The 18,865-nt window shown below is 45.8% G+C and carries 17 protein-coding genes; all 17 read left to right on the top strand.

The annotated features are described in order from the left end of the window. The first annotated feature begins 39 nt into the window (after positions 1–39). The 17 genes from cysQ (at position 40) to ENI00_RS18410 (ending at position 18,865) form a co-directional block, all read left to right on the top strand. Positions 40–807: a 3'(2'),5'-bisphosphate nucleotidase CysQ gene (gene cysQ / locus ENI00_RS18490; RefSeq protein WP_304105766.1), complete on the top strand. Its 768-nt coding sequence runs from the start codon at positions 40–42 to the stop codon at positions 805–807. Positions 808–853: 46 nt separating this feature from the next. Next, positions 854–1,333: a transcription/translation regulatory transformer protein RfaH gene (gene rfaH / locus ENI00_RS18485; protein ID WP_304105765.1), complete on the top strand. Its 480-nt coding sequence runs from the start codon at positions 854–856 to the stop codon at positions 1,331–1,333. Positions 1,334–1,480: 147 nt separating this feature from the next. After that, complete coding sequence (locus tag ENI00_RS18480; RefSeq protein WP_304105763.1) at positions 1,481–2,245, top strand: Wzz/FepE/Etk N-terminal domain-containing protein; 765 nt, start codon at positions 1,481–1,483, stop codon at positions 2,243–2,245. A 166-nt stretch (positions 2,246–2,411) separates the two neighbouring features. Further along, entirely contained in the window at positions 2,412–3,722 is a 1,311-nt protein-coding gene (gene wbpA, locus ENI00_RS18475; RefSeq protein WP_304105761.1) for a UDP-N-acetyl-D-glucosamine 6-dehydrogenase, read from the top strand. Positions 3,723–3,740: 18 nt separating this feature from the next. Further along, positions 3,741–4,694, top strand: coding sequence for a Gfo/Idh/MocA family oxidoreductase (locus ENI00_RS18470; RefSeq protein WP_304105759.1), 954 nt, complete (start codon positions 3,741–3,743; stop codon positions 4,692–4,694). Beyond that, positions 4,691–5,266: an acyltransferase gene (locus ENI00_RS18465; protein WP_304105758.1), complete on the top strand. Its 576-nt coding sequence runs from the start codon at positions 4,691–4,693 to the stop codon at positions 5,264–5,266. Before ENI00_RS18470 ends, ENI00_RS18465 begins: the two co-directional genes overlap by 4 nt. A 58-nt stretch (positions 5,267–5,324) precedes the next feature. Beyond that, entirely contained in the window at positions 5,325–6,404 is a 1,080-nt protein-coding gene (locus ENI00_RS18460) for a DegT/DnrJ/EryC1/StrS family aminotransferase (protein ID WP_304105756.1), read from the top strand. Further along, positions 6,401–8,290 carry an acyltransferase family protein gene (locus tag ENI00_RS18455; RefSeq protein ID WP_304105753.1) on the top strand — a complete coding sequence of 630 codons (1,890 nt, stop codon included), beginning with the start codon at positions 6,401–6,403 and terminating at the stop codon, positions 8,288–8,290. The genes ENI00_RS18460 and ENI00_RS18455 overlap by 4 nt, the downstream gene beginning before the upstream one ends. Before the next feature lie 116 nt (positions 8,291–8,406). Continuing rightward, positions 8,407–9,636 (top strand): lipopolysaccharide biosynthesis protein, encoded by a 1,230-nt coding sequence (locus tag ENI00_RS18450; RefSeq protein ID WP_304105750.1) that lies wholly within the window; start codon positions 8,407–8,409, stop codon positions 9,634–9,636. Next, the gene (gene hisH, locus ENI00_RS18445; RefSeq protein ID WP_304105748.1) at positions 9,633–10,244 is read left to right on the top strand and encodes an imidazole glycerol phosphate synthase subunit HisH; all 612 of its coding nucleotides are present in this window, start codon (positions 9,633–9,635) and stop codon (positions 10,242–10,244) included. The genes ENI00_RS18450 and hisH overlap by 4 nt, the downstream gene beginning before the upstream one ends. Beyond that, positions 10,245–10,988, top strand: a complete 744-nt coding sequence (locus ENI00_RS18440) for an AglZ/HisF2 family acetamidino modification protein (protein WP_304105745.1) — start codon at positions 10,245–10,247, stop codon at positions 10,986–10,988. A gap of 79 nt (positions 10,989–11,067) precedes the next feature. Further along, positions 11,068–12,285 carry a hypothetical protein gene (locus tag ENI00_RS18435; RefSeq protein ID WP_304105742.1) on the top strand — a complete coding sequence of 406 codons (1,218 nt, stop codon included), beginning with the start codon at positions 11,068–11,070 and terminating at the stop codon, positions 12,283–12,285. Between the two features lie 57 nt (positions 12,286–12,342). After that, the gene (locus ENI00_RS18430) at positions 12,343–13,494 is read left to right on the top strand and encodes an N-acetyl sugar amidotransferase (protein WP_304105740.1); all 1,152 of its coding nucleotides are present in this window, start codon (positions 12,343–12,345) and stop codon (positions 13,492–13,494) included. Positions 13,495–13,533: 39 nt separating this feature from the next. Further along, positions 13,534–14,640 carry a glycosyltransferase family 4 protein gene (locus ENI00_RS18425; protein ID WP_304105737.1) on the top strand — a complete coding sequence of 369 codons (1,107 nt, stop codon included), beginning with the start codon at positions 13,534–13,536 and terminating at the stop codon, positions 14,638–14,640. 9 nt (positions 14,641–14,649) lie between these two features. Continuing rightward, positions 14,650–15,762, top strand: coding sequence for a non-hydrolyzing UDP-N-acetylglucosamine 2-epimerase (wecB, locus tag ENI00_RS18420; protein WP_304105735.1), 1,113 nt, complete (start codon positions 14,650–14,652; stop codon positions 15,760–15,762). Positions 15,763–15,811: 49 nt separating this feature from the next. Further along, positions 15,812–17,626 carry a hypothetical protein gene (locus tag ENI00_RS18415; RefSeq protein ID WP_304105732.1) on the top strand — a complete coding sequence of 605 codons (1,815 nt, stop codon included), beginning with the start codon at positions 15,812–15,814 and terminating at the stop codon, positions 17,624–17,626. Between the two features lie 15 nt (positions 17,627–17,641). After that, positions 17,642–18,865 carry a glycosyltransferase family 4 protein gene (locus ENI00_RS18410; protein WP_304105729.1) on the top strand — a complete coding sequence of 408 codons (1,224 nt, stop codon included), beginning with the start codon at positions 17,642–17,644 and terminating at the stop codon, positions 18,863–18,865.

Raw genomic sequence — 18,865 nt, 5'->3', positions numbered from 1 at the left:
AATAGCCTAAAACACCAAAAGCGAGACAGGATGCAAACCATGCACCACAGCTCAATTCTTGCAGACGTGCTCAAAATAGCCGACAGGGCCGGCGCGGAGGTGCTGCGCATTTACCAATCGGATTTCAACGTGAGCTATAAAGAAGACCAATCGCCGATCACCGCAGCAGACGTGGCCAGCCATGACATTATTCTGGAAGGCCTGCGACACATCAGCCGGGATATTCCAATCCTCTCAGAGGAGGGCGCTCAGGCCCCGTGGGATGAGCGCAAACATTGGCAGCGGTTCTGGCTGGTGGATCCCATTGATGGCACCAAAGAATTTACCCAGCGCTCCGGGGAGTTCACAGTCAATATTGCTTTGATTGAGAACGGCGAACCGGTGATGGGTGTTGTCACGGCCCCGGCGCTGCAAGAGGCATTCTGGGGCATCAAAGGGGAGGGCGCCAGCAAGCGTGACCAGGCAGGGCAAATTCAACGCATCGGAGTGGCGCAACCGCAAACAACCAGGCGCGTTGTTGCGAGCAAGAACCACCTGAATGATGAAACCCGCGCTTTCATCGAATCGCTGGGCGCCCATGAAACAGTCCAGGCTGGCAGCTCGCTCAAGTTTTGCCGAATAGCCGAAGGGCAGGCCGACATATACCCGCGCATGGGCCCTACCTGCGAGTGGGATACCGCCGCCGCACACGCCGTGTTGCTTGCCGCAGGCGGTAACGTACACACCTTGGAAGGCGCGCCTTTGCAGTACGGCAAAGAGAATGTGCTAAACCCGTATTTTATTGCGGCAGGAAACTGGTATTTTTGATGCGCTTTTAGAATCAACGTTCCCCACTAACTGACATCGGAACCGTATGACTTGGTACGCTCTCCAGCACAAGCCCGCACAAGGCGATCGGGCGCTTGCCCACCTGCAGAATCAGGACGTTGACTGCTTCTACCCGAAAGTTCAGGTAGAAAAAATCAAATCCGGAAAACGTGCCCAAAAGCTTGAACCACTGTTTCGTGGTTATATGTTCGTCAATCTCGAACAGACCGATCCCAACTGGGCAAAAATTCGCTCAACCCGCGGCGTTCTAAGGGTTGTCAGTTTTGCGAACAAGCCGGCAGCCATCTCCGATGAAATTATTCAGCACGTCAAAGACAGCCTGAATGCCATTACGCAGCAGGGCGGGCTCAAGCATGGCGAAGCGGTTCAAATGAGTGAGGGGGCGTTTGAAGGCATCAATGCAGTATTTCAGGCGTATGATGGCGAAGAGCGGGCCATCGTGCTCATTAGCTTTATGCAAAAGCATCAGCGGGTGAAGGTGCCGGTTTCGGCGATAAAACGTTAAATCGGGGAATTTCCTTATCTGATGACGGAAATTAGTAGGCGGAATCTGTAGAATACAGTCCGAATAAAGCTGGCATCTGATTTAGCTGAATCACGTGCCCAGATCACAAGCTATTTTTGGGACTCGACGTTAATGCAAGATCAACAAATGACTTCTCCTAACAATCACCGGACAGACTATTCTGATGAGATCAGCCTGGTCGATCTTGCCGCGATCTTTATTCGCAGGCGCCGGGCCTTCTACGCCGTTTTCGTTGCAATTACGCTTGCGGGTTTGGCCTACGCGCTGTTAACACCGAACGAATACCAATACGTTAGCCTGGTTCAGGTGGCCCAAAAAGACGGCGGCACCTTTGTTCAGCCGCCTACAACGGCAATTGCAACACTGGAAAATCGTTGGTTGCCGGAGGCGCAATCGGCTTATCGAGCCGAGCATGATAAAAAAATGCCTTTTGATGTGTCCTTCAGTAATCCTGAAGATACCGGCCTTATTCAATTCAACAGCAGTACTACGGCTGAAAATAGTAAATCCGTAAAAGCTGTTCATGAAGCGTTGATAGCCAAAGTTGCTGACTCTCAAGGGCGCCTAGTAAAAGTAGAGCAAGCCAGTCTGGAGAGCCAGATACAATCACTGGGAAGGACTGTTGACTTGCTGAAAGGTGAAAAGGATGCCGGTGAAGCAATTGCCAGTGCAATTGAGAATCGTTCGAAGCTTGAGCTTCAGCTCGTGGGTCTTGATGACGTTGAACTACTCGTTACCAGCCGTCAAAGCGCTGAAAAAATAGCCCCGAAGCGCAGTTTGATTATGGCGTTGGCAGTGTTGTTGGGGCTCATGATAGGCGTTTTGGTGACTTTTATGAGTGAGTTTGCGTCTTCAGTGAGAGATCGCCTGGCGAGTGACGGCGCTCAGTGACGACGAATTGAAAGCGTTCATCACTCGGTGACGCTTTTCGTTTCGTCGGTGTGCTTATTATTCCTGTGACCTTAAAACGCTGAGGCTTGGTCGGTGGGGCGGTAGCGTGCCAAAACATGCGACTTAGAAACATACAAAATTCAGAACCAGAGAACCAGAGAACCCTATGTCGACTCTAGAAGTTTTACTTTCGAAGCTAAAAAACAAAGAGGCCGTAATAGGCATTGCAGGCCTTGGCTATGTCGGTTTGCCGCTAATGCTGCGATATGCTGACGTCGGATGTAAAGTAATCGGTATCGACATAGATATCGCAAAAGTTGATCTCTTGAATGCCGGCAAAAGCTACATTGAACATATCTCATCAGACTTGGTGGCGAGTGCTTTCAAGAGTGGTTTCGAGGCTACTACTGACTTTAGCAGGGCCCGCGACTGTGACGCATTGATTCTATGCGTGCCTACACCTCTGAACAAATACCGCGAGCCAGACATAAGCTACGTCACCAATACCATGGACGCTCTCAAGCCGTACCTGCGAAAAGGGCAGGTGATCTCGCTTGAAAGTACAACTTATCCTGGTACCACCGAAGAAGAGTTGCTGCCAAGAGCTGAAGAAGGCGGCCTTACGGTAGGCGAAGATATATTTCTGGTTTATTCACCGGAGCGGGAAGACCCAGGTAATCCGATTTTTAAAACCCACACAATCCCTAAAGTGGTTGGGGGCCATACCGCCGCTTGCCTGGAAGTAGGCATTGCCCTTTATGAGCCCGCCATCGACCAAATTGTGCCGGTTAGTTCCACTAAAACCGCAGAAATGACCAAGTTATTAGAGAACATACACCGCGCAGTAAATATCGGTTTGGTCAACGAAATGAAGATTGTGGCTGATCGCATGGGCATCGATATTTTTGAAGTGGTAGACGCGGCCAAGACTAAACCGTTCGGTTTCACTGCGTATTATCCGGGGCCGGGGCTGGGTGGCCATTGTATTCCCATAGATCCCTTCTATCTCACTTGGAAAGCTCGCGAATACGGGCTGAACACCCGTTTTATCGAACTGTCGGGTGAGGTAAACCGGGGTATGCCCGAATACGTGATTAGCAAATTGATGGACGGCTTGAACGATGCTGGCAAAGCCCTAAAGAACAGCCGGGTGCTTGTGTTGGGCATTGCCTACAAAAAGAACGTGGACGACATGCGGGAGTCTCCTGCAGTAGAAATCATGGAGCTGATCCAAGGCAAAGGCGCAATTGTGGCCTATTCGGATCCCCATGTGCCCGTATTCCCGAAAATGCGTGAGTACAGTTTCAAGCTCTCCAGTGAGCCACTGACTGCTGAAAATCTTGCGACCTTCGATGCGGTATTGTTGGCAACCGATCACGACCGCTTCGACTATGACATGATCAAACAACATGCCAAGCTAATTATCGACAGCCGTGGCAAATACCGCGAGCCAGCTGAACACATTGTTAAGGCGTAATAAAAGGATATGCAGAACATGAAGAACTTTGCCCTGATCGGCGCAGCCGGTTATATCGCTCCACGGCATATGAAAGCGATCAAAGACACCGGCAATGATTTGGTAGCGGCGTTGGATATTAACGATTCCGTCGGCATTATCGACAGCCATTTTCCGGATGCCGACTTCTTCACCGAATTCGAGCGTTTTGATCGTCATGTTGACAAACTTCGGCGAGCCAAAAGCGATAAAAAAGTGGACTATATTGCGATCGCTTCGCCCAATTATCTGCATGATTCCCATATGCGTTTTGCCTTGCGTTCGGGAACCGATGCTATTTGTGAAAAGCCGCTGGTGCTGAACCCCTGGAACATTGATGGTCTACAAGAGATCGAGCGAGACACGGGCCACAAGGTCAACACCATTTTGCAGTTGCGACTGCACCCTTCGATAATCGCTTTGCGCGATAAGGTTCAGAACGGTCCTAAAGACCGCAAATACGAAGTGGACCTCACGTATATCACGTCGCGCGGGCACTGGTACCTGCAGTCCTGGAAAGGCGATGCCAAAAAATCCGGTGGCATAGCCACCAATATTGGTGTGCACTTTTACGATATGTTGCATTTTGTTTTTGGCGATCTGCAGCAGAATGTGGTGCACCACAGCTCTGATACAAAAGCGGCGGGTTATCTTGAATATACCCAGGCGCGAGTGCGCTGGTTCCTGTCGATTGACATCAATGATGTACCTGCCGATGTACGCGCCGCTGGCCAACGTACCTTTCGCTCCATAACCTGTGAAGGCGAAGATATTGAATTCTCTGGCGGTTTCACGGACCTGCATACTCGCAGTTATGAAGAGATTTTAAAGGGAAACGGCTTCGGCCTCGAAGAAAACCGCGTTGCCATCGACACCGTCTCGCATATTCGTGAAGCTCAGTCGCAAGGACTGACTGGGGACTACCATCCCTTCTTGAAAAAGGTGCTGGTATGAGCGTAACGGTTCACCCTAGTGCCATCGTAGATGAAGGAGCCCAAATCGGCGAAGGCTCCCGCGTATGGCACTTCGTGCACGTATGTGGCGGCGCCAGAGTCGGCAAGAATGTCTCTATGGGGCAAAACGTTTTCGTTGGCAACAAAGTCACCATTGCCGACAACTGTAAAATCCAAAACAACGTCTCCGTGTACGACAACGTACACTTAGAAGAAGGCGTGTTCTGTGGCCCCAGTATGGTTTTCACCAACGTATACAACCCACGCTCATTGATTGAACGCAAAAGCGAATATAGGGAAACCCTGGTGAAAAAAGGCGCCACCCTGGGAGCCAACTGCACTGTTGTGTGCGGTGTTACCATCAACGAATATGCTTTCGTGGGCGCCGGAGCGGTTATTAATAAAGACGTACCAGCTTACGCTCTCATGGTAGGCGTACCCGCAAAGCAAATTGGTTGGATGAGCGAGTTTGGCGAACAAATCGATTTGCCAATAGAAGGCGAGGCAGAATCAATTTGTCCTCACACCGGCACTCGTTACGCACTTAAAGGTAGCAAAGTCACGAAAGCATAAATTGGCTTTTGTGTTTGTACTCTTTCGTATTTTTAGTGGCTAAAAGAGCTCTTTTCTAATGCAATTCATTGATTTGGCAGCACAACAAGCCAGGATTAAAGATAAAATTGACGCCAACATCCAGAAAGTCCTCGCCCACGGCAAATACATCCTGGGCCCGGAAGTAACTGAACTGGAAGAAAAGCTTGCTGCTTACACTGGCGCAAAACACTGCATCACCTGCGCCAACGGCACAGATGCCCTACAGATTGCTCAGATGGCGCTAGGTATTGGCCCGGGAGACGAAGTTATTACCCCGGGCTTTACCTACATAGCCACCGCAGAAACTGTCGCGTTGTTGCGTGCCAAGCCTGTTTACGTGGACATCGATCCACGTACTTACAATCTGGACCCAACTAAACTGGAAGCGGCAATCACCCCGCGAACCAAAGCCATCATTCCTGTATCGCTTTATGGTCAGTGCGCGGATTTTGATGCAATTAACGCCATCGCCTATAAGCACGGCATCCCGGTCATTGAGGACGGCGCACAAAGCTTCGGGGCCAGCTACAAAGGTAAAAAATCCTGCAATCTTTCCACCATTGCCACTACCAGCTTTTTTCCCAGTAAACCCCTTGGTTGCTACGGAGACGGCGGGGCCATGTTTACCAATGATGATGAGCTGGCTAAAATTTTGCGACAGATCGCCTGCCACGGCCAAGAGCGTCGTTATCACCATGTACGTGTGGGTGTGAACAGCCGTCTGGATACTTTGCAGGCCGCAATTCTATTGCCAAAACTGGAATTACTGGATGAAGAAGTTCAGTTGCGTAACAAAGTAGCAGAAATCTATACCCGGTTGCTGAACAACGCTGGATTTGATGAGACGCCTCACGTGGAGTCTCATAACAGGTCTGCGTGGGCGCAGTACACCATTCGGGTGCAGGGTAGGGATGGAATCCAGGCAAAACTCAAGGATGTCGGGATTCCGACAGCAGTGCATTATCCGATCCCTTTGAACAAACAACCTGCAGTACTGGACGAGCGCGCGACGTTGCCTGTAGGGGATTCAATGGCACAAGCGGTGATGAGCATTCCAATGCATCCGTACCTGACAGAGGATGAACAGAGGAAGATCTCGGCGGCACTCACACAGTGAGTGGAACCCACTACCGCTCCGATATTCAGGGACTAAGAGCCATCGCGGTGCTTGCTGTGATGGTTTTTCACTACAATCCCACGTGGCTGCCAGGGGGGTTCATCGGTGTGGATGTATTTTTGGTGATTTCAGGTTTTTTGATCACCAGTATTTTGTTGAAGAAAAAAGCTCAGCCTGGCTATACCCTGAGTGCCACATTCAAGTATTTTTATAGTAGTCGCCTTAAGCGCATCGCTCCGGCCTACTTTTTCATGCTGGTGTTAGTAGCGTTTGCAGGTGCTGTATTCTTCATCCCGAAGGATTTCAACATCTTCAAGGACGGGCTGGAGAAAGCCGCCTGGTTCACAAGCAACGATTATTTCGCGGGTTTTGGCGATTATTTTGCCCCAGCTAATCACGAACAACCCCTACTGCACACTTGGTCGCTGGCGGTTGAAATCCAGTTTTACCTGCTGGCTCCGCTACTGATACTGCTGCTACCCATTAAAACCCTTAAATATACGCTGGTTGCATTGTTGGTTGGCTGCACGCTGCTGGCCGAATACAGGCTGCGATTTTTGGGAATTGAGCAAGCCACCTATTATAGCCTGTACGCTCGCCTGCCCGAGTTCTTTGCAGGTTGCCTTGCAGCGCTGTTTGTAACCTCAACAACCTGGAGGGAGAGGGGCAGAATAACCCAGTGGCTCAGCAGCTCAGGTTTATTAGTTATTCTATTGGCGGCCATCGCCCAACCCAAACTCGGCCACTTCCCAGGCTTACCGGCGCTGTTGCCGATAATGGGCACAGTTTTTCTGCTTATCGGTACTTCGAAGGGACTTACTGCGCGTTTGCTATCAAATAGAGCTCTTGTATGGATTGGGGCATTGTCTTATTCGCTTTACCTCTGGCACTGGCCGGTGCTCGCTTTTTTACGCTACTACACCGGATCTGAAGTGTTGGACTTATCGTTTAGTCTGCTATTCATTGCCCTGACATTTCTATTATCAATGGTTTCTTACTACTGGTTAGAGCGGCCATTCCGGACAGAGCACGTTCACAAGAGGCAGGCACTAAATTGGTTTTTACTAACTACAGCAGTCCTCGGCACCTCACAAGTAATGGCTAATGTGAATGAAGCCTTTACGCCCGAACAGTTACCAATTGAGTATCAGCGCTATGCAGACCCGGCCGGTATCTGTCACGGTAAAATTGTAAGTGACTGTCTCCAAGGTGACCTGAGCAGCGATAGAGAGGTGCTGGTACTGGGTGACTCCCACGCAGCAATGCTAAACAACTTTTTCGCTTACCTTGGCAAAGAGCTCGGCTTTAAAGCTCGAATAATCACGGCTAGCAGTTGCGTGACTATTCCAGATTTCGATTATAAGCGCATTGCTGAGTGGGCACACCAGCAATGCCAAGACCAAATTAAGATCGCCAATGAGCATCTGGCGAAGGCTAAAATTGTGTTTCTTGCAGCCTTGTGGAACTGGCAGTTGAAAAGCAAAGACTTTGAGAGCGCCTTGGTTGAGTTTTTCCAAACGATTACGTCAAACGGAACACATGTTTACATCATTGGACAAGAGCCGTTATTAAATAGTAATCCACTGCGCGTTCTTAGATTCAATAATTTGGGATTAGTCGTTGAGTCGCAGCGTAATCCTGACTATGTGCGGACGAATCGACTTTTGAGAAAATTCGCAGAGGAAATACCTAAATTGGATTACCTTGGTTTTGATAATTTACCAATATTTGAGAAAGCACCAATTTATCAAGGAGAGCCAGTTTACTATGATAATAATCACATAAACGAAATCGGTATTATCGAATATGCTAAACAGGCAAAGAGTGTAATAAAAAATTCAATTTTTAATAACAAATATTCTCATCCGAAAGGTCGTCTTCATTGAAATTAATTTTTCCTTTTCGGTTACAGTCGTTGTTGTTGAATGATTATGTTCTGCGGACCTAAGAATTAGAAGCTTCGAAAAATCGATTTACTAAATCAATAAAAAGATAGCTTTAGATGACAAATTATTGGAGAAGTGTAAAGTCCGTGCTTACGGGGTCAGTCATTGCTCAACTAATTCCCGTGCTGGGGTCGCTTGTTATTGCACGGCTCTATGCACCCGCCGAGTTCGGTATGTTCTCTGCTTGGCTTGGACTTGTTATGCTGCTTGCTGTTTTATTGACTTGTCGATACGACATGGCGCTGGTTATTGAAAAAGACGGGGTGGAGCGTCGGTTAGCAGTGTTATCGACTTTGGTAGTGACTGGGTTCGTGAGTGCTTTTTTTACAATCGTCGTCTTCGGTGGGGTTTTTTTCCTGCCAGACCTGCTCGCCCGATACCCAATTGTACTCGTGTTGGTGTGGCTTCCCGCCGCACTATTTTTGGCGACCAACAATATATGGCAGTCGTGGGCGGCTGCGGAGGGTGAGTATCGTAAGCTTTCTTACATGCGGATTGCGCAGGCTGGTCTCATTACACTTTTTCAGATTATAGGCGGCCTTTTTTCTTCAACAGCTTCCGTGTTGGCATTGGCTCATTTGCTCGGCTTGATACTAGCACTTGTTTTATCATTCTGTATGCTGCCGTTGACGGATCTACCAAAAAATGGAATTTGGTTGGGCGTTGTAAGCTTTTGGAAGCGTCAACGTCGATTCCCTATATTTTCACTCCCAGCTGATTTTATAAATACTGGCGCCGCTCAGTTGCCAGTTCTAATTGTTACTGCTCGATTTGGGGCAGATATCTCTGGAATGTTAGCAATGACAATGAAGGTGCTCGGAGCACCCATCGGATTGCTTGGAAAATCTGTCTTGGACGTTTTTAAACGCCACGCTGCTACAAGTTATTTTGACCGTGGCGAATGTCGAGAAGAATACGTTAAAACCTTTAATGTGCTTTCTTTTGGCTCCTTCATATTTTGTTTTATTATGTTCTTTGCCAGCGAGCCTTTGTTTATTCTTGCATTTGGAAGAGAATGGGCTCAAGCAGGTGTAATTGCGGTTTGGATGTTGCCGCTGTTCGCTCTGCGTTTTGTTGCCAGTCCTCTTAGCTATATGGTTTATATAGCTGAGAAGCAACACCTTGATCTTATTTGGCAGATTGGCTTACTTGGAATGACAGCTTTTTCTCTGACAACGTTGTCGGGATATGAAGTTGCTTTGAAAACATTTAGTTGGGGATATGGTGCTTTGTATGCAATCTATCTGTTGATGTCTTACCGTTTCAGTTTAGGGGTAAATCGTTGATTGCCATAATTGATTACGATATTGGGAATATTAACGCAATTGCTAATATGTTGCTGCGTATTGGCGTTCGCAGTAACATTACCGCTCGAGAAGATGATATCGAGAAAGCAGAAAAAATTATATTACCCGGCAATGGTTCTTTCGATGCCTGTATGAAAAATCTTCGCAATAGTGGCTTGATTCCGGTTTTGGAAGAGAAGGCGTTGAAACAGAAAGTGCCGGTTCTTGGTGTTTGTGTAGGCGCACAGATGCTTGGCAATGGCAGTGAGGAGGGCGTTGAGAACGGTTTGGGTTGGTTGAATATCGACGTGCTTAGGTTTCCGGAGATTCCTGGGTTGCGTGTACCCCACATGGGCTGGAATGAGGTGTCCAATAGAGATCTTCAGAATCCTATGTGCGCTTCTATGGAACCGAAAAGTCGGTTTTATTTTGTGCATAGTTACTATATGGCCCCGCGGAACCCCAGCGATATCCTACTCACTGCTCACTATGGAATAGATTTTGCTGCCGGGGTTGCACGGGGCAACATTGCTGGGGTTCAATTCCACCCAGAGAAGAGCCACAGGTTCGGCAAGCAACTACTTTCTGCTTTTGTGAAAGGTGAATAAATGTATCGTGCGCGTGTGATTCCATGCCTGTTGGTAAGTGATAATGGTTTAGTCAAAACTCGAAGATTTAAGGATGCTGTTTATATTGGAGATCCGATTAATGCTGTGCGCATATTTAGCGATAAGGAAGCGGATGAAGTTGTTATACTCGATATCGACGCATCACGAGAGGGGCGCGAACCAAATTACGATTTGATTGAAGAGGTAGCTGGCGAAGCCTTTATGCCAATGGCTTATGGAGGTGGTATCCGAACGCTTCAACAAATAACCCGTCTCATTCGTTGTGGGATTGAAAAGGTTGTAGTGAATACCGCTGCATTTGAATCAATCCAAGTTATTTCAGACGCGTCAAGAGTATTTGGTAGTCAAGCTATAGTTGGAGCAATAGATGTAAAAAAAACAGTTTTGAGGGGATACACAGTCATGAGCCATTCCGGTAGTAAGGATACAAGACTTGACCCTGTTGACCACGCTATAGGGCTTGTAAACGCCGGGGTAGGAGAGATTTTTATAAACAGCATCGATCGTGATGGTATGATGAATGGATATGATTTAAAGCTGATACGTAAAATTGCGGAAGCCGTAAACGTACCCATAGTTGCCTGTGGCGGGGCCGGAACTGTTGAACACTTGAACCAAGGGATAAGCGAAGGTGGAGCATCAGCAGTAGCTGCTGGTAGCATGTTTGTATTTCATGGAAAACACCGTGCAGTGTTAATTAATTATCCAAAATTTCATGTATAAGCCAATTGTTTCGATGAAAAATTTATCCACAAAACTATTTATTTTGACCGGCTTCTTTTTAATTCCATTAGGGATACTGATGGCATATTATCTTCAGTTAGCCGAAGCTAATGCATATTTTGGGTATCTTACATTTTCATTTAAGCTCGAGTATATCGTAAATGCTATGAGCTCTCTATTGATAATTTTTATTGTTTCATCGAAAGTCATTGTAAAACCTTCTGATTTTTTTGTTATTTTCCACTCGCTGTTCGTTCTCCTTCCCTACTCAGTTTTATATCCTATGAGGGGGTTTGATGATACATATATATATTGGATTTCCTTTTTCGTGCTGTTAACTCCCTTGCTGCTCGTTCGATGCGTAGGTGTTATTGCTTTACATTATCCTTTGCGGATTCCAAAATTGCTGGGCAATTGGATGGTCCTTGGCATAGCTTTGATCATTTGTTTGGCCGTCGTCTTTTTTGGACTTTTCAATCCTACAGAGTCGGCAGGATTTGATATGGCGACGTCTTACATTCGCCGTTTGGAAGGCCGCGAGTTATACCCCACAGGATCAGTTTTCGCCTACCTAAATTCTTGGGTTATGAACGGCTTTATTCCTATGCTAGCGTTTTTCGCAGGTTTAAAGTTCCGTATTTTGTGGTTGTTTATTGCTTTCAGTTGTTGGTTGGCTTTCTTCTACCTGATTGGCGTGAAGGCCCCCTTGTTTATTTTGATATTATCAGCTTTAGTTGGTTTTTATTATGGAAAAAATAACTTGAATAAAGCACTAAATCTTTTATTATTTGCCATTTACTGTGCTTTTTTAGTTTTTTTGTTAGAGACTTACTTTTTTAATTACTCTTTTGTTGCCGATTATATTATTAGAAGAGCTTTTACAGTCCCACCTTTTTTGGTGTCAGCTTACTTTGAATTTATATCGAATGGTGCCGAGTCTGGTTGGAGCATTTGGAATGGTTTTGCTTCTGATAGACCAGTCAGTTTTGTTGTCGGAGAAAGCTTTTTGGGTCACGAAGGACTTAATGCTAATACAAATACATTTTTGTATCAGTTGGCTTCTGGCGGTATCTTGGCGTACTTATTCATTACTTTCGTTGTTGTAAGTTTTTTGGGAGTTGTTGATTCGATTTATTCATGCCGAAAAAACCCGTTGTTCATTTTTATCGGCTTTGCATTTGGTATTCTTGTCGTTGAGCAAAATGCTACTACTGTACTTGTTTCATCTGGAATGGGTATTATCTTTATTTTGGCGTCGATCAATGGCTATGGAAATTTCCTGAACGCTAGAAAGTAATGTCTAATTTCGAGAATAGCTAATTAAAGTAATTACCAACGTTCATTAGGATAATTTATGACTTCAAGCGGTGACTATGTTCAGATATGTTCCAGTTGCGTTATGGATACATCAGACCCCGAAATTGAATTCAGTCAAGATGGGGTGTGTAATCATTGTGTTGAGTTCGAAAGTGTTTCGCGAAAAAATTGGTTTCCAAACGAGAAGGGACAAGAATTACTAAAAAAAGCCGTTTTGGATATTAAAGCCGCAGGCAAAGATCAGGAGTATGATTGCATACTTGGTTTGAGTGGTGGTGTTGATAGTTCATATCTTGCGCTGAGGGTAAAGGAATTAGGTTTGCGCCCACTTGTAATGCATGTCGATGCCGGTTGGAACAGCGAGCTTGCGGTCGCAAATATAGAAGCGGTAGTCAAACACTGTGATTTTGATTTACACACCCATGTCGTCGATTGGCAGGATATGCGGGATTTGCATCTCGCCTATTTGCGGGCAGGAGTTGCTAACCAGGATGTGCCCCAAGACCATATTTTTTTTGCTAGCCTTTATCATTTTGCTACTAAGCATCGGATTCGTTACATTTTATCCGGAGGTAATTTGGCAACGGAAGGTATTTTTCCAAAGGCATGGCATGGCAGCGCTATGGATGCGATTAACTTGAACGCAATACATAGTCGTTTTGGCGAGAGGAAGCTCAGACAATATAAAACTATAAGTTTTTTTAAATGTTATATTTGGTACCCGTTTATAAAAAAAATGCGCACAGTACGGCCGTTAAATTACATGCCTTACGACAAAATTGAGGCGCTGGCTGAGCTTGAAAAAACTGTTGGATACAAACCTTATCCTCGTAAACACGGAGAGTCTTTGTTTACCAAATTTTTCCAGAACTATTATCTTCCGACTAAGTTTGGTTATGATAAAAGAAGGCCGCATTATTCGAGCTTGATAGTTTCGGGGCAAATGACGCGTGAAGATGCACTTACAAAAATGAAAGAACCACTCTATAATGATGACGAGCTTGAAATAGATATATCCTACTTCTGTAAAAAATTACGTATCAATCGCGCAGAGTTTAACGAGTTGATGGAAGCTCCGATTCATGAATATAATGAATTTGCAACTTGGGAAAAGAAGTATAAATTCTTGAAGCGACTTCAGTCGTTCGTTACTCGGATGACCGGAAAAAGAATCAAGGTTTACTCGTAAACTGATACTCGTCAGGTGAAAGGAGCAATTCGACGTCAAATGAAAATAGTCCATCTCACCTCTGTTCATCCCCGTTTCGACACTCGAATTTTCCTTAAGGAATGTACCTCTCTCGTTAATTATGGTCATACCGTTTACTTAGTCGTAGCGGACGGTAAGGGCATTGAAACCAAAAACGGCATTGCGATCTGCGATGTCGGTGCTTCAAAAGGCCGTTTAGATCGAATCCGCAATGCACCCGGACGGGTGTTTGCGAAAGCGCTTGAGTTAGATGCGGAGGTTTACCATCTTCACGATCCAGAGTTGCTTCCTATTGGTCTGAAGCTAAAAAAACAGGGCAAAACAGTTATCTTCGACGCTCATGAGGATGTTTCCAAGCAATTATTGGGCAAGCCTTATTTAAACAAGCCCGCGCTGTGGTTGCTGTCGAAAACCTTTGCGGTATACGAACGTTGGGTTTGCCGCAAGCTGGATGCGGTGATTGCCGCAACTCCCTACATTCGTGATAAGTATACCGCCATGGGTGTGCGCTCGGTAGACATTAATAACTACCCATTGTTAGGCGAGCTTTCTAGTGGAGCGGTGGACTGGTCGAAGAAGGAGGAGCAGGTTGCTTATGTTGGGGGTATCGGGCGGCTTCGAGGAATCTTGCAGGTCGTTCAGGCTATGGGGCGCGTTCAATCTGGCGCCCGTTTGCAGTTGGCTGGCAAGTTCAGCAATCTGGCTGACGAGAAAGAAGCTCAGATTGATCAGGGCTGGAAACAAGTGGACGTGCATGGCTTTGTAGGACGAGGAGAAGTGCGTGACCTTCTTTCCTATTGTGTAGGCGGTTTGGTGACTTTTCTGCCTTCGCCGAACCATATCGATGCCCAGCCGAATAAGATGTTCGAGTACATGAGTGCTGGTGTGCCGGTTATTGGCTCGCACTTTCCCCTCTGGAAGCAAATCATCGAAGGCAATAATTGTGGCCTTTGCGTCGATCCACTCGATCCACTGGCCATTGCCGGAGCGATTGACTATCTAGTAACTTACCCCGAGGAAGCAGAGCAGATGGGTCTCAACGGTCAGAAGGCGGTGTTGGAGAAGTTTAACTGGGGTATTGAAGAACAGAAGCTTCTCGATTTCTATAATTCACTGGCTGAGTAAAGACACTATATGCAACGAATCCTTACGATCATTGGAGCCCGTCCTCAATTCATAAAGGCCAGCGTTGTTTCTCGCGCCATTCAACAAACCGATGGCATTGAAGAAATTTTGCTTCATACCGGCCAGCATTTCGACGCAAATATGTCGGACGTATTCTTTAACCAGTTAGGTATCCCCAGGCCTAATATTCAGTTGGATATACACGGGGGCGGTCACGGCGAAATGACTGGCCGAATGCTGATGGAAATTGAGCTCGCCCTGCTGAAAATTAAACCCGACCGCGTGGTGGTTTATGGTGATACCAACTCTACCTTGGCCGGGGCGCTTGCTGCGGCCAAGCTCCACATTCCCGTTGCCCATGTAGAAGCGGGCCTTCGGAGCTTCAATATGGAGATGCCCGAAGAGATCAACCGTATTCTTACTGACCAGATTAGTGATCTGTTGTTTTGCCCATCAGATACTGCCGTCAGAAATCTAGAAAAGGAAGGCTTTACTGACAAACCCGCGAAAGTGCTTCAGGTGGGGGACGTGATGCAGGACGCCGCCTTGTTGTTTGCGGAAAACGCTGCAGCCCCTGCAGTCGGTGATTTTCCGGAAAATTTCATCCTTGCGACTCTCCACCGTGCCGAAAATACGGACAATCCCGAACGCCTAGCAAATATCGTGAAATCGCTAAACCAGATCCACAATGAACAAGCACCCGTTATAATGCCGCTGCACCCCCGCACCCGCAGACTTATTAGCCAGCATGGATTGGAGTTAAAAATACACCTAGTTGATCCTATAGGATATTTTGAAATGATTTGGCTTTTGAGCCACTGCCAGTTGGTATTAACTGATAGCGGAGGAGTACAAAAAGAGGCGTTTTTCTTTGGTAAAGCCTGCGTGACTATGCGCGATCAGACTGAATGGGTCGAACTGGTTGAGGCTGGTGTTAATGAGTTGGTTGGTTCGGATACGCAGAAAATTGTAACTGCAGCACTGCAAAACTATGGGCGGAAGGTTGAAGATACGAAGCAGTTGTATGGCGGAGGAAAGGCTTCGCAACGAATTGTAGAAGCCATAAAAGCCGATCATATACCCGATTTTTTGACGCCGCGCTTTAGCCCGAACCATACATAATAATCGGGCTATCTGTGAAATCTCTGAGTGAAAAGGTTGTAGTTTTACTATGTGTGGAATATTTGGAATTTCTTCTTTAACTAAAGTTGACGCAAAGGATTTAAAATTTCTTGCAGAGCACGCAAGACAAAGGGGCCGTGATTCAAGTGGGCTTATGCTCGCTAAACACTCGGAGTACCAGATTTATCGCGCAGGCAGTGACATCAAAGATTTACTGCAGAAGGTGAAACTTAAGGGCGCCAGAGTTGCCTTGGGGCACAGCCGATTGATAACCAATGGTCTTGGCGATAATCAGCCGGTGATCAGAAATGGCATCTGTGTTATTCACAATGGTATTGTCGTTAACGATGAGGCTGTCTGGGATGAAATAGGAGCAACTAGGCATCAGGAGATTGATACAGAGGTTATCGCCGCTATTGCGGAGTTGCACATCGCTAAAACAGGTAGTTTAATTGGTGTTTCCGAAAAAGTTTTTGCGCTATGTAAAGGTGTGATTTCGGCAGCAATTGTGGTGCCCAAGCTTGGGAAAATGGTGGTATTTTCGAATAATGGCAGTCTGTACATTGGCTATAAGAATAGCGACTTTTATTTTTCATCCGAAGAGTATCCACTTTCCGTTTTGGAGTGTGAGAAAGTTAAAAAAGTCATCAATGACGAAGTACATGTTGATATTCCAATAAATGAAAAAATCGAGCTAAAAGAAAATAAAGACGACCGAGTCAATCTAATACCAAAATTTTCTCAAATCGACTCGGAACAGGCGTTACTGCTTTATCCTAAACCTGAGCTTAAACGTTGCTCAAAATGTATTTTACCGGAAACAATGCCTTACATTACTTTTGATCAAGAGGGTGTATGTAACTACTGCAATAATTACCAACTGCGCAATGTGCCTAAGCCGAAGAAAGAAATTTTTGACCTGCTAAAGCAGTACCGCCGTGATGGTGCTCCCGATTGTATTGTTCCGTTCTCTGGTGGTCGGGACAGTTGCTATGGTCTTCATCTGATAGTTAAAGAGCTTGGTATGACCCCAATCACTTATACTTATGATTGGGGTATGGTTACAGACCTTGGAAGGCGAAATATTAGTCGGATGTGTGCCGAGTTGGGAGTTGAAAATATCATCATCGCAGATGATATTATCAAAAAGCGAGAGAATATTAAAAGGAACCTTAAAGCGTGGCTCAAGGCGCCACACTTGGGGATGATAAGTATTCTGACGGCTGGTGATAAGCATTTCTTTAGGCACGTTGAATCTGTTAAAAAACAGACAGGTATTGATCTTAACCTCTGGGGTGTAAATCCACTTGAAGTTACCCATTTCAAAGCGGGGTTTCTGGGTGTCCCGCCTGACTTTGAGGAGGAGCGAGTCTACAGTCATGGTTGGCAGAAGCAGCTCGAGTATCAAAAACTTCGATTCAAAGCAATGATTAAAAGTCCCGGGTATTTCAACTCTTCACTTTGGGATACTCTTTCTGGTGAGTACCATCGAAGCTTTACCGAAAAGAAAGACTACTATCACATATTCGATTACTGGCGTTGGGATGAAGAGTTAATTGATCGTACATTAATTGATGAGTATGATTGGGAAATAGCGGTGGACACTAATACTACATGGCGTATTGGCGATGGTACCGCCGCATTTTATAACTATATCTACTATCTGGTGGCGGGGTTCACAGAGCACGATACGTTTAGGAGTAATCAAATCCGTGAGGGACAAATAACCCGTGACCGGGCCATCGAATTGGTCGCCGATGAAAATCAGCCTCGATATGAGAATATACGATGGTATCTAGACGTGCTCGATTTGAATTTTACGGATGTAATTAAGATTGTTAACTCCATCCCTCGGCTCTATTAAAGTGGTTTTGATTTTATGACTAAGGTAGTCTGGTATATATCGAAGTATTTTGAATCAAAGTCAGAGTCAACACCGGGTGGTCGAGGATGGTTTCTTATAGCTGGTTTGGCTCAATTTGGATATAAGCCAGTGGTTATCACCTCCGACTCTAATCGCCTGGCGAAGATGCCGGAGTTGGCCCTAAAAACATTACAACAATCGATTGATGGTGTAACTGTAATCTGGATAAGAACTTTAAAATATAGCGTAGCAAAGTCGATCTTTAGAATATTAAGTTGGTTTCACTTTGAGTGGGGATTGTTTTGGCTGGATAAATCCAAAATTCCTAAGCCTGACGTCATAGTTGTTTCAAGCCTCTCACTGTTAACGATTTTGAATGGTCTGGTTCTGAAAAGAAAATATGGATGTCGACTTATCTTTGAAATTCGCGATATTTGGCCTTTAACCATCGTTGAAGAAGGCGGTGTCAGCCCAAACAATCCTTTAGTATACTTCTTGTCATTTGTCGAGAGGCTTGGCTATAAAAAATCTGATGCCATTATCGGAACCATGCCAAATTTACAACAACATGTTCAGGAAGTAACCAAGATAGCGGCCCCGGTGTACTGCGTTCCTATGGGAGTTTTTGAAGAACAGTTGGTTAATGCTAGCTCTCTAGATGACTTATATATCGAAAGCTATCTTTCGAGCGAAAAGTTAAAAATTGTACATACAGGAACTATTGGTATTACTAATGCTCTTGATGTATTTTTTAAAGCAGCGGAGATAATGAAAGATGAAAGCAATATTGAATTCGTTGTTGTGGGAGATGGCCCTTTAAAGCAAGAATATATAGAGAAATACGGAGATTTACCTAATGTTGTCTTCGCCCCCAAGGTCTTTAAAAACCAAGTTCAATCAGTTCTCTCTCTGTGTGACATTGTGTATTTTTCCACCTTCCCCTCAAAGGTGTGGGCGTACGGCCAATCTTTAAACAAGTTAATAGATTACATGTTCTCTGGAAAGCCTGTTGTAGCTTCTTACTCTGGTTACCCGTCAATGGTTTCGGAGGCAGGAAGCGGGTCTTTCGTCCCATCTGGGGATGTTAAGGCTCTTGTGAGTGAGCTCAAGAGATATGCATCTATGTCAAACGATGAGCGTGATCGGATAGGGCTGCTCGGGAGAGAGTGGCTGTTAGGTAATAGGTCTTACGAAAAGCTCTGCAAAGACTTTGAAGACATCCTGTTTGAAGGAACCTGA

This window comes from Marinobacter antarcticus, assembly GCF_011049865.1.
Lineage (GTDB): Bacteria > Pseudomonadota > Gammaproteobacteria > Pseudomonadales > Oleiphilaceae > Marinobacter > Marinobacter antarcticus_A.
This window is presented reverse-complemented; position numbering and strand designations above follow the sequence as displayed.

Coding starts and splice junctions, on each gene's coding strand:
- ENI00_RS18430 (WP_304105740.1), top strand. CDS start 12,343: ATGACTTCAAGCGGTGACTATGTTCAGATATGTTCCAGTTGCGTTATG.
- ENI00_RS18460 (WP_304105756.1), top strand. CDS start 5,325: ATGCAATTCATTGATTTGGCAGCACAACAAGCCAGGATTAAAGATAAA.
- ENI00_RS18470 (WP_304105759.1), top strand. CDS start 3,741: ATGAAGAACTTTGCCCTGATCGGCGCAGCCGGTTATATCGCTCCACGG.
- ENI00_RS18425 (WP_304105737.1), top strand. CDS start 13,534: ATGAAAATAGTCCATCTCACCTCTGTTCATCCCCGTTTCGACACTCGA.
- ENI00_RS18410 (WP_304105729.1), top strand. CDS start 17,642: ATGACTAAGGTAGTCTGGTATATATCGAAGTATTTTGAATCAAAGTCA.
- ENI00_RS18435 (WP_304105742.1), top strand. CDS start 11,068: ATGGCATATTATCTTCAGTTAGCCGAAGCTAATGCATATTTTGGGTAT.
- wbpA (WP_304105761.1), top strand. CDS start 2,412: ATGTCGACTCTAGAAGTTTTACTTTCGAAGCTAAAAAACAAAGAGGCC.
- ENI00_RS18480 (WP_304105763.1), top strand. CDS start 1,481: ATGACTTCTCCTAACAATCACCGGACAGACTATTCTGATGAGATCAGC.
- cysQ (WP_304105766.1), top strand. CDS start 40: ATGCACCACAGCTCAATTCTTGCAGACGTGCTCAAAATAGCCGACAGG.
- wecB (WP_304105735.1), top strand. CDS start 14,650: ATGCAACGAATCCTTACGATCATTGGAGCCCGTCCTCAATTCATAAAG.
- rfaH (WP_304105765.1), top strand. CDS start 854: ATGACTTGGTACGCTCTCCAGCACAAGCCCGCACAAGGCGATCGGGCG.
- ENI00_RS18450 (WP_304105750.1), top strand. CDS start 8,407: ATGACAAATTATTGGAGAAGTGTAAAGTCCGTGCTTACGGGGTCAGTC.
- ENI00_RS18440 (WP_304105745.1), top strand. CDS start 10,245: ATGTATCGTGCGCGTGTGATTCCATGCCTGTTGGTAAGTGATAATGGT.
- ENI00_RS18465 (WP_304105758.1), top strand. CDS start 4,691: ATGAGCGTAACGGTTCACCCTAGTGCCATCGTAGATGAAGGAGCCCAA.
- ENI00_RS18415 (WP_304105732.1), top strand. CDS start 15,812: ATGTGTGGAATATTTGGAATTTCTTCTTTAACTAAAGTTGACGCAAAG.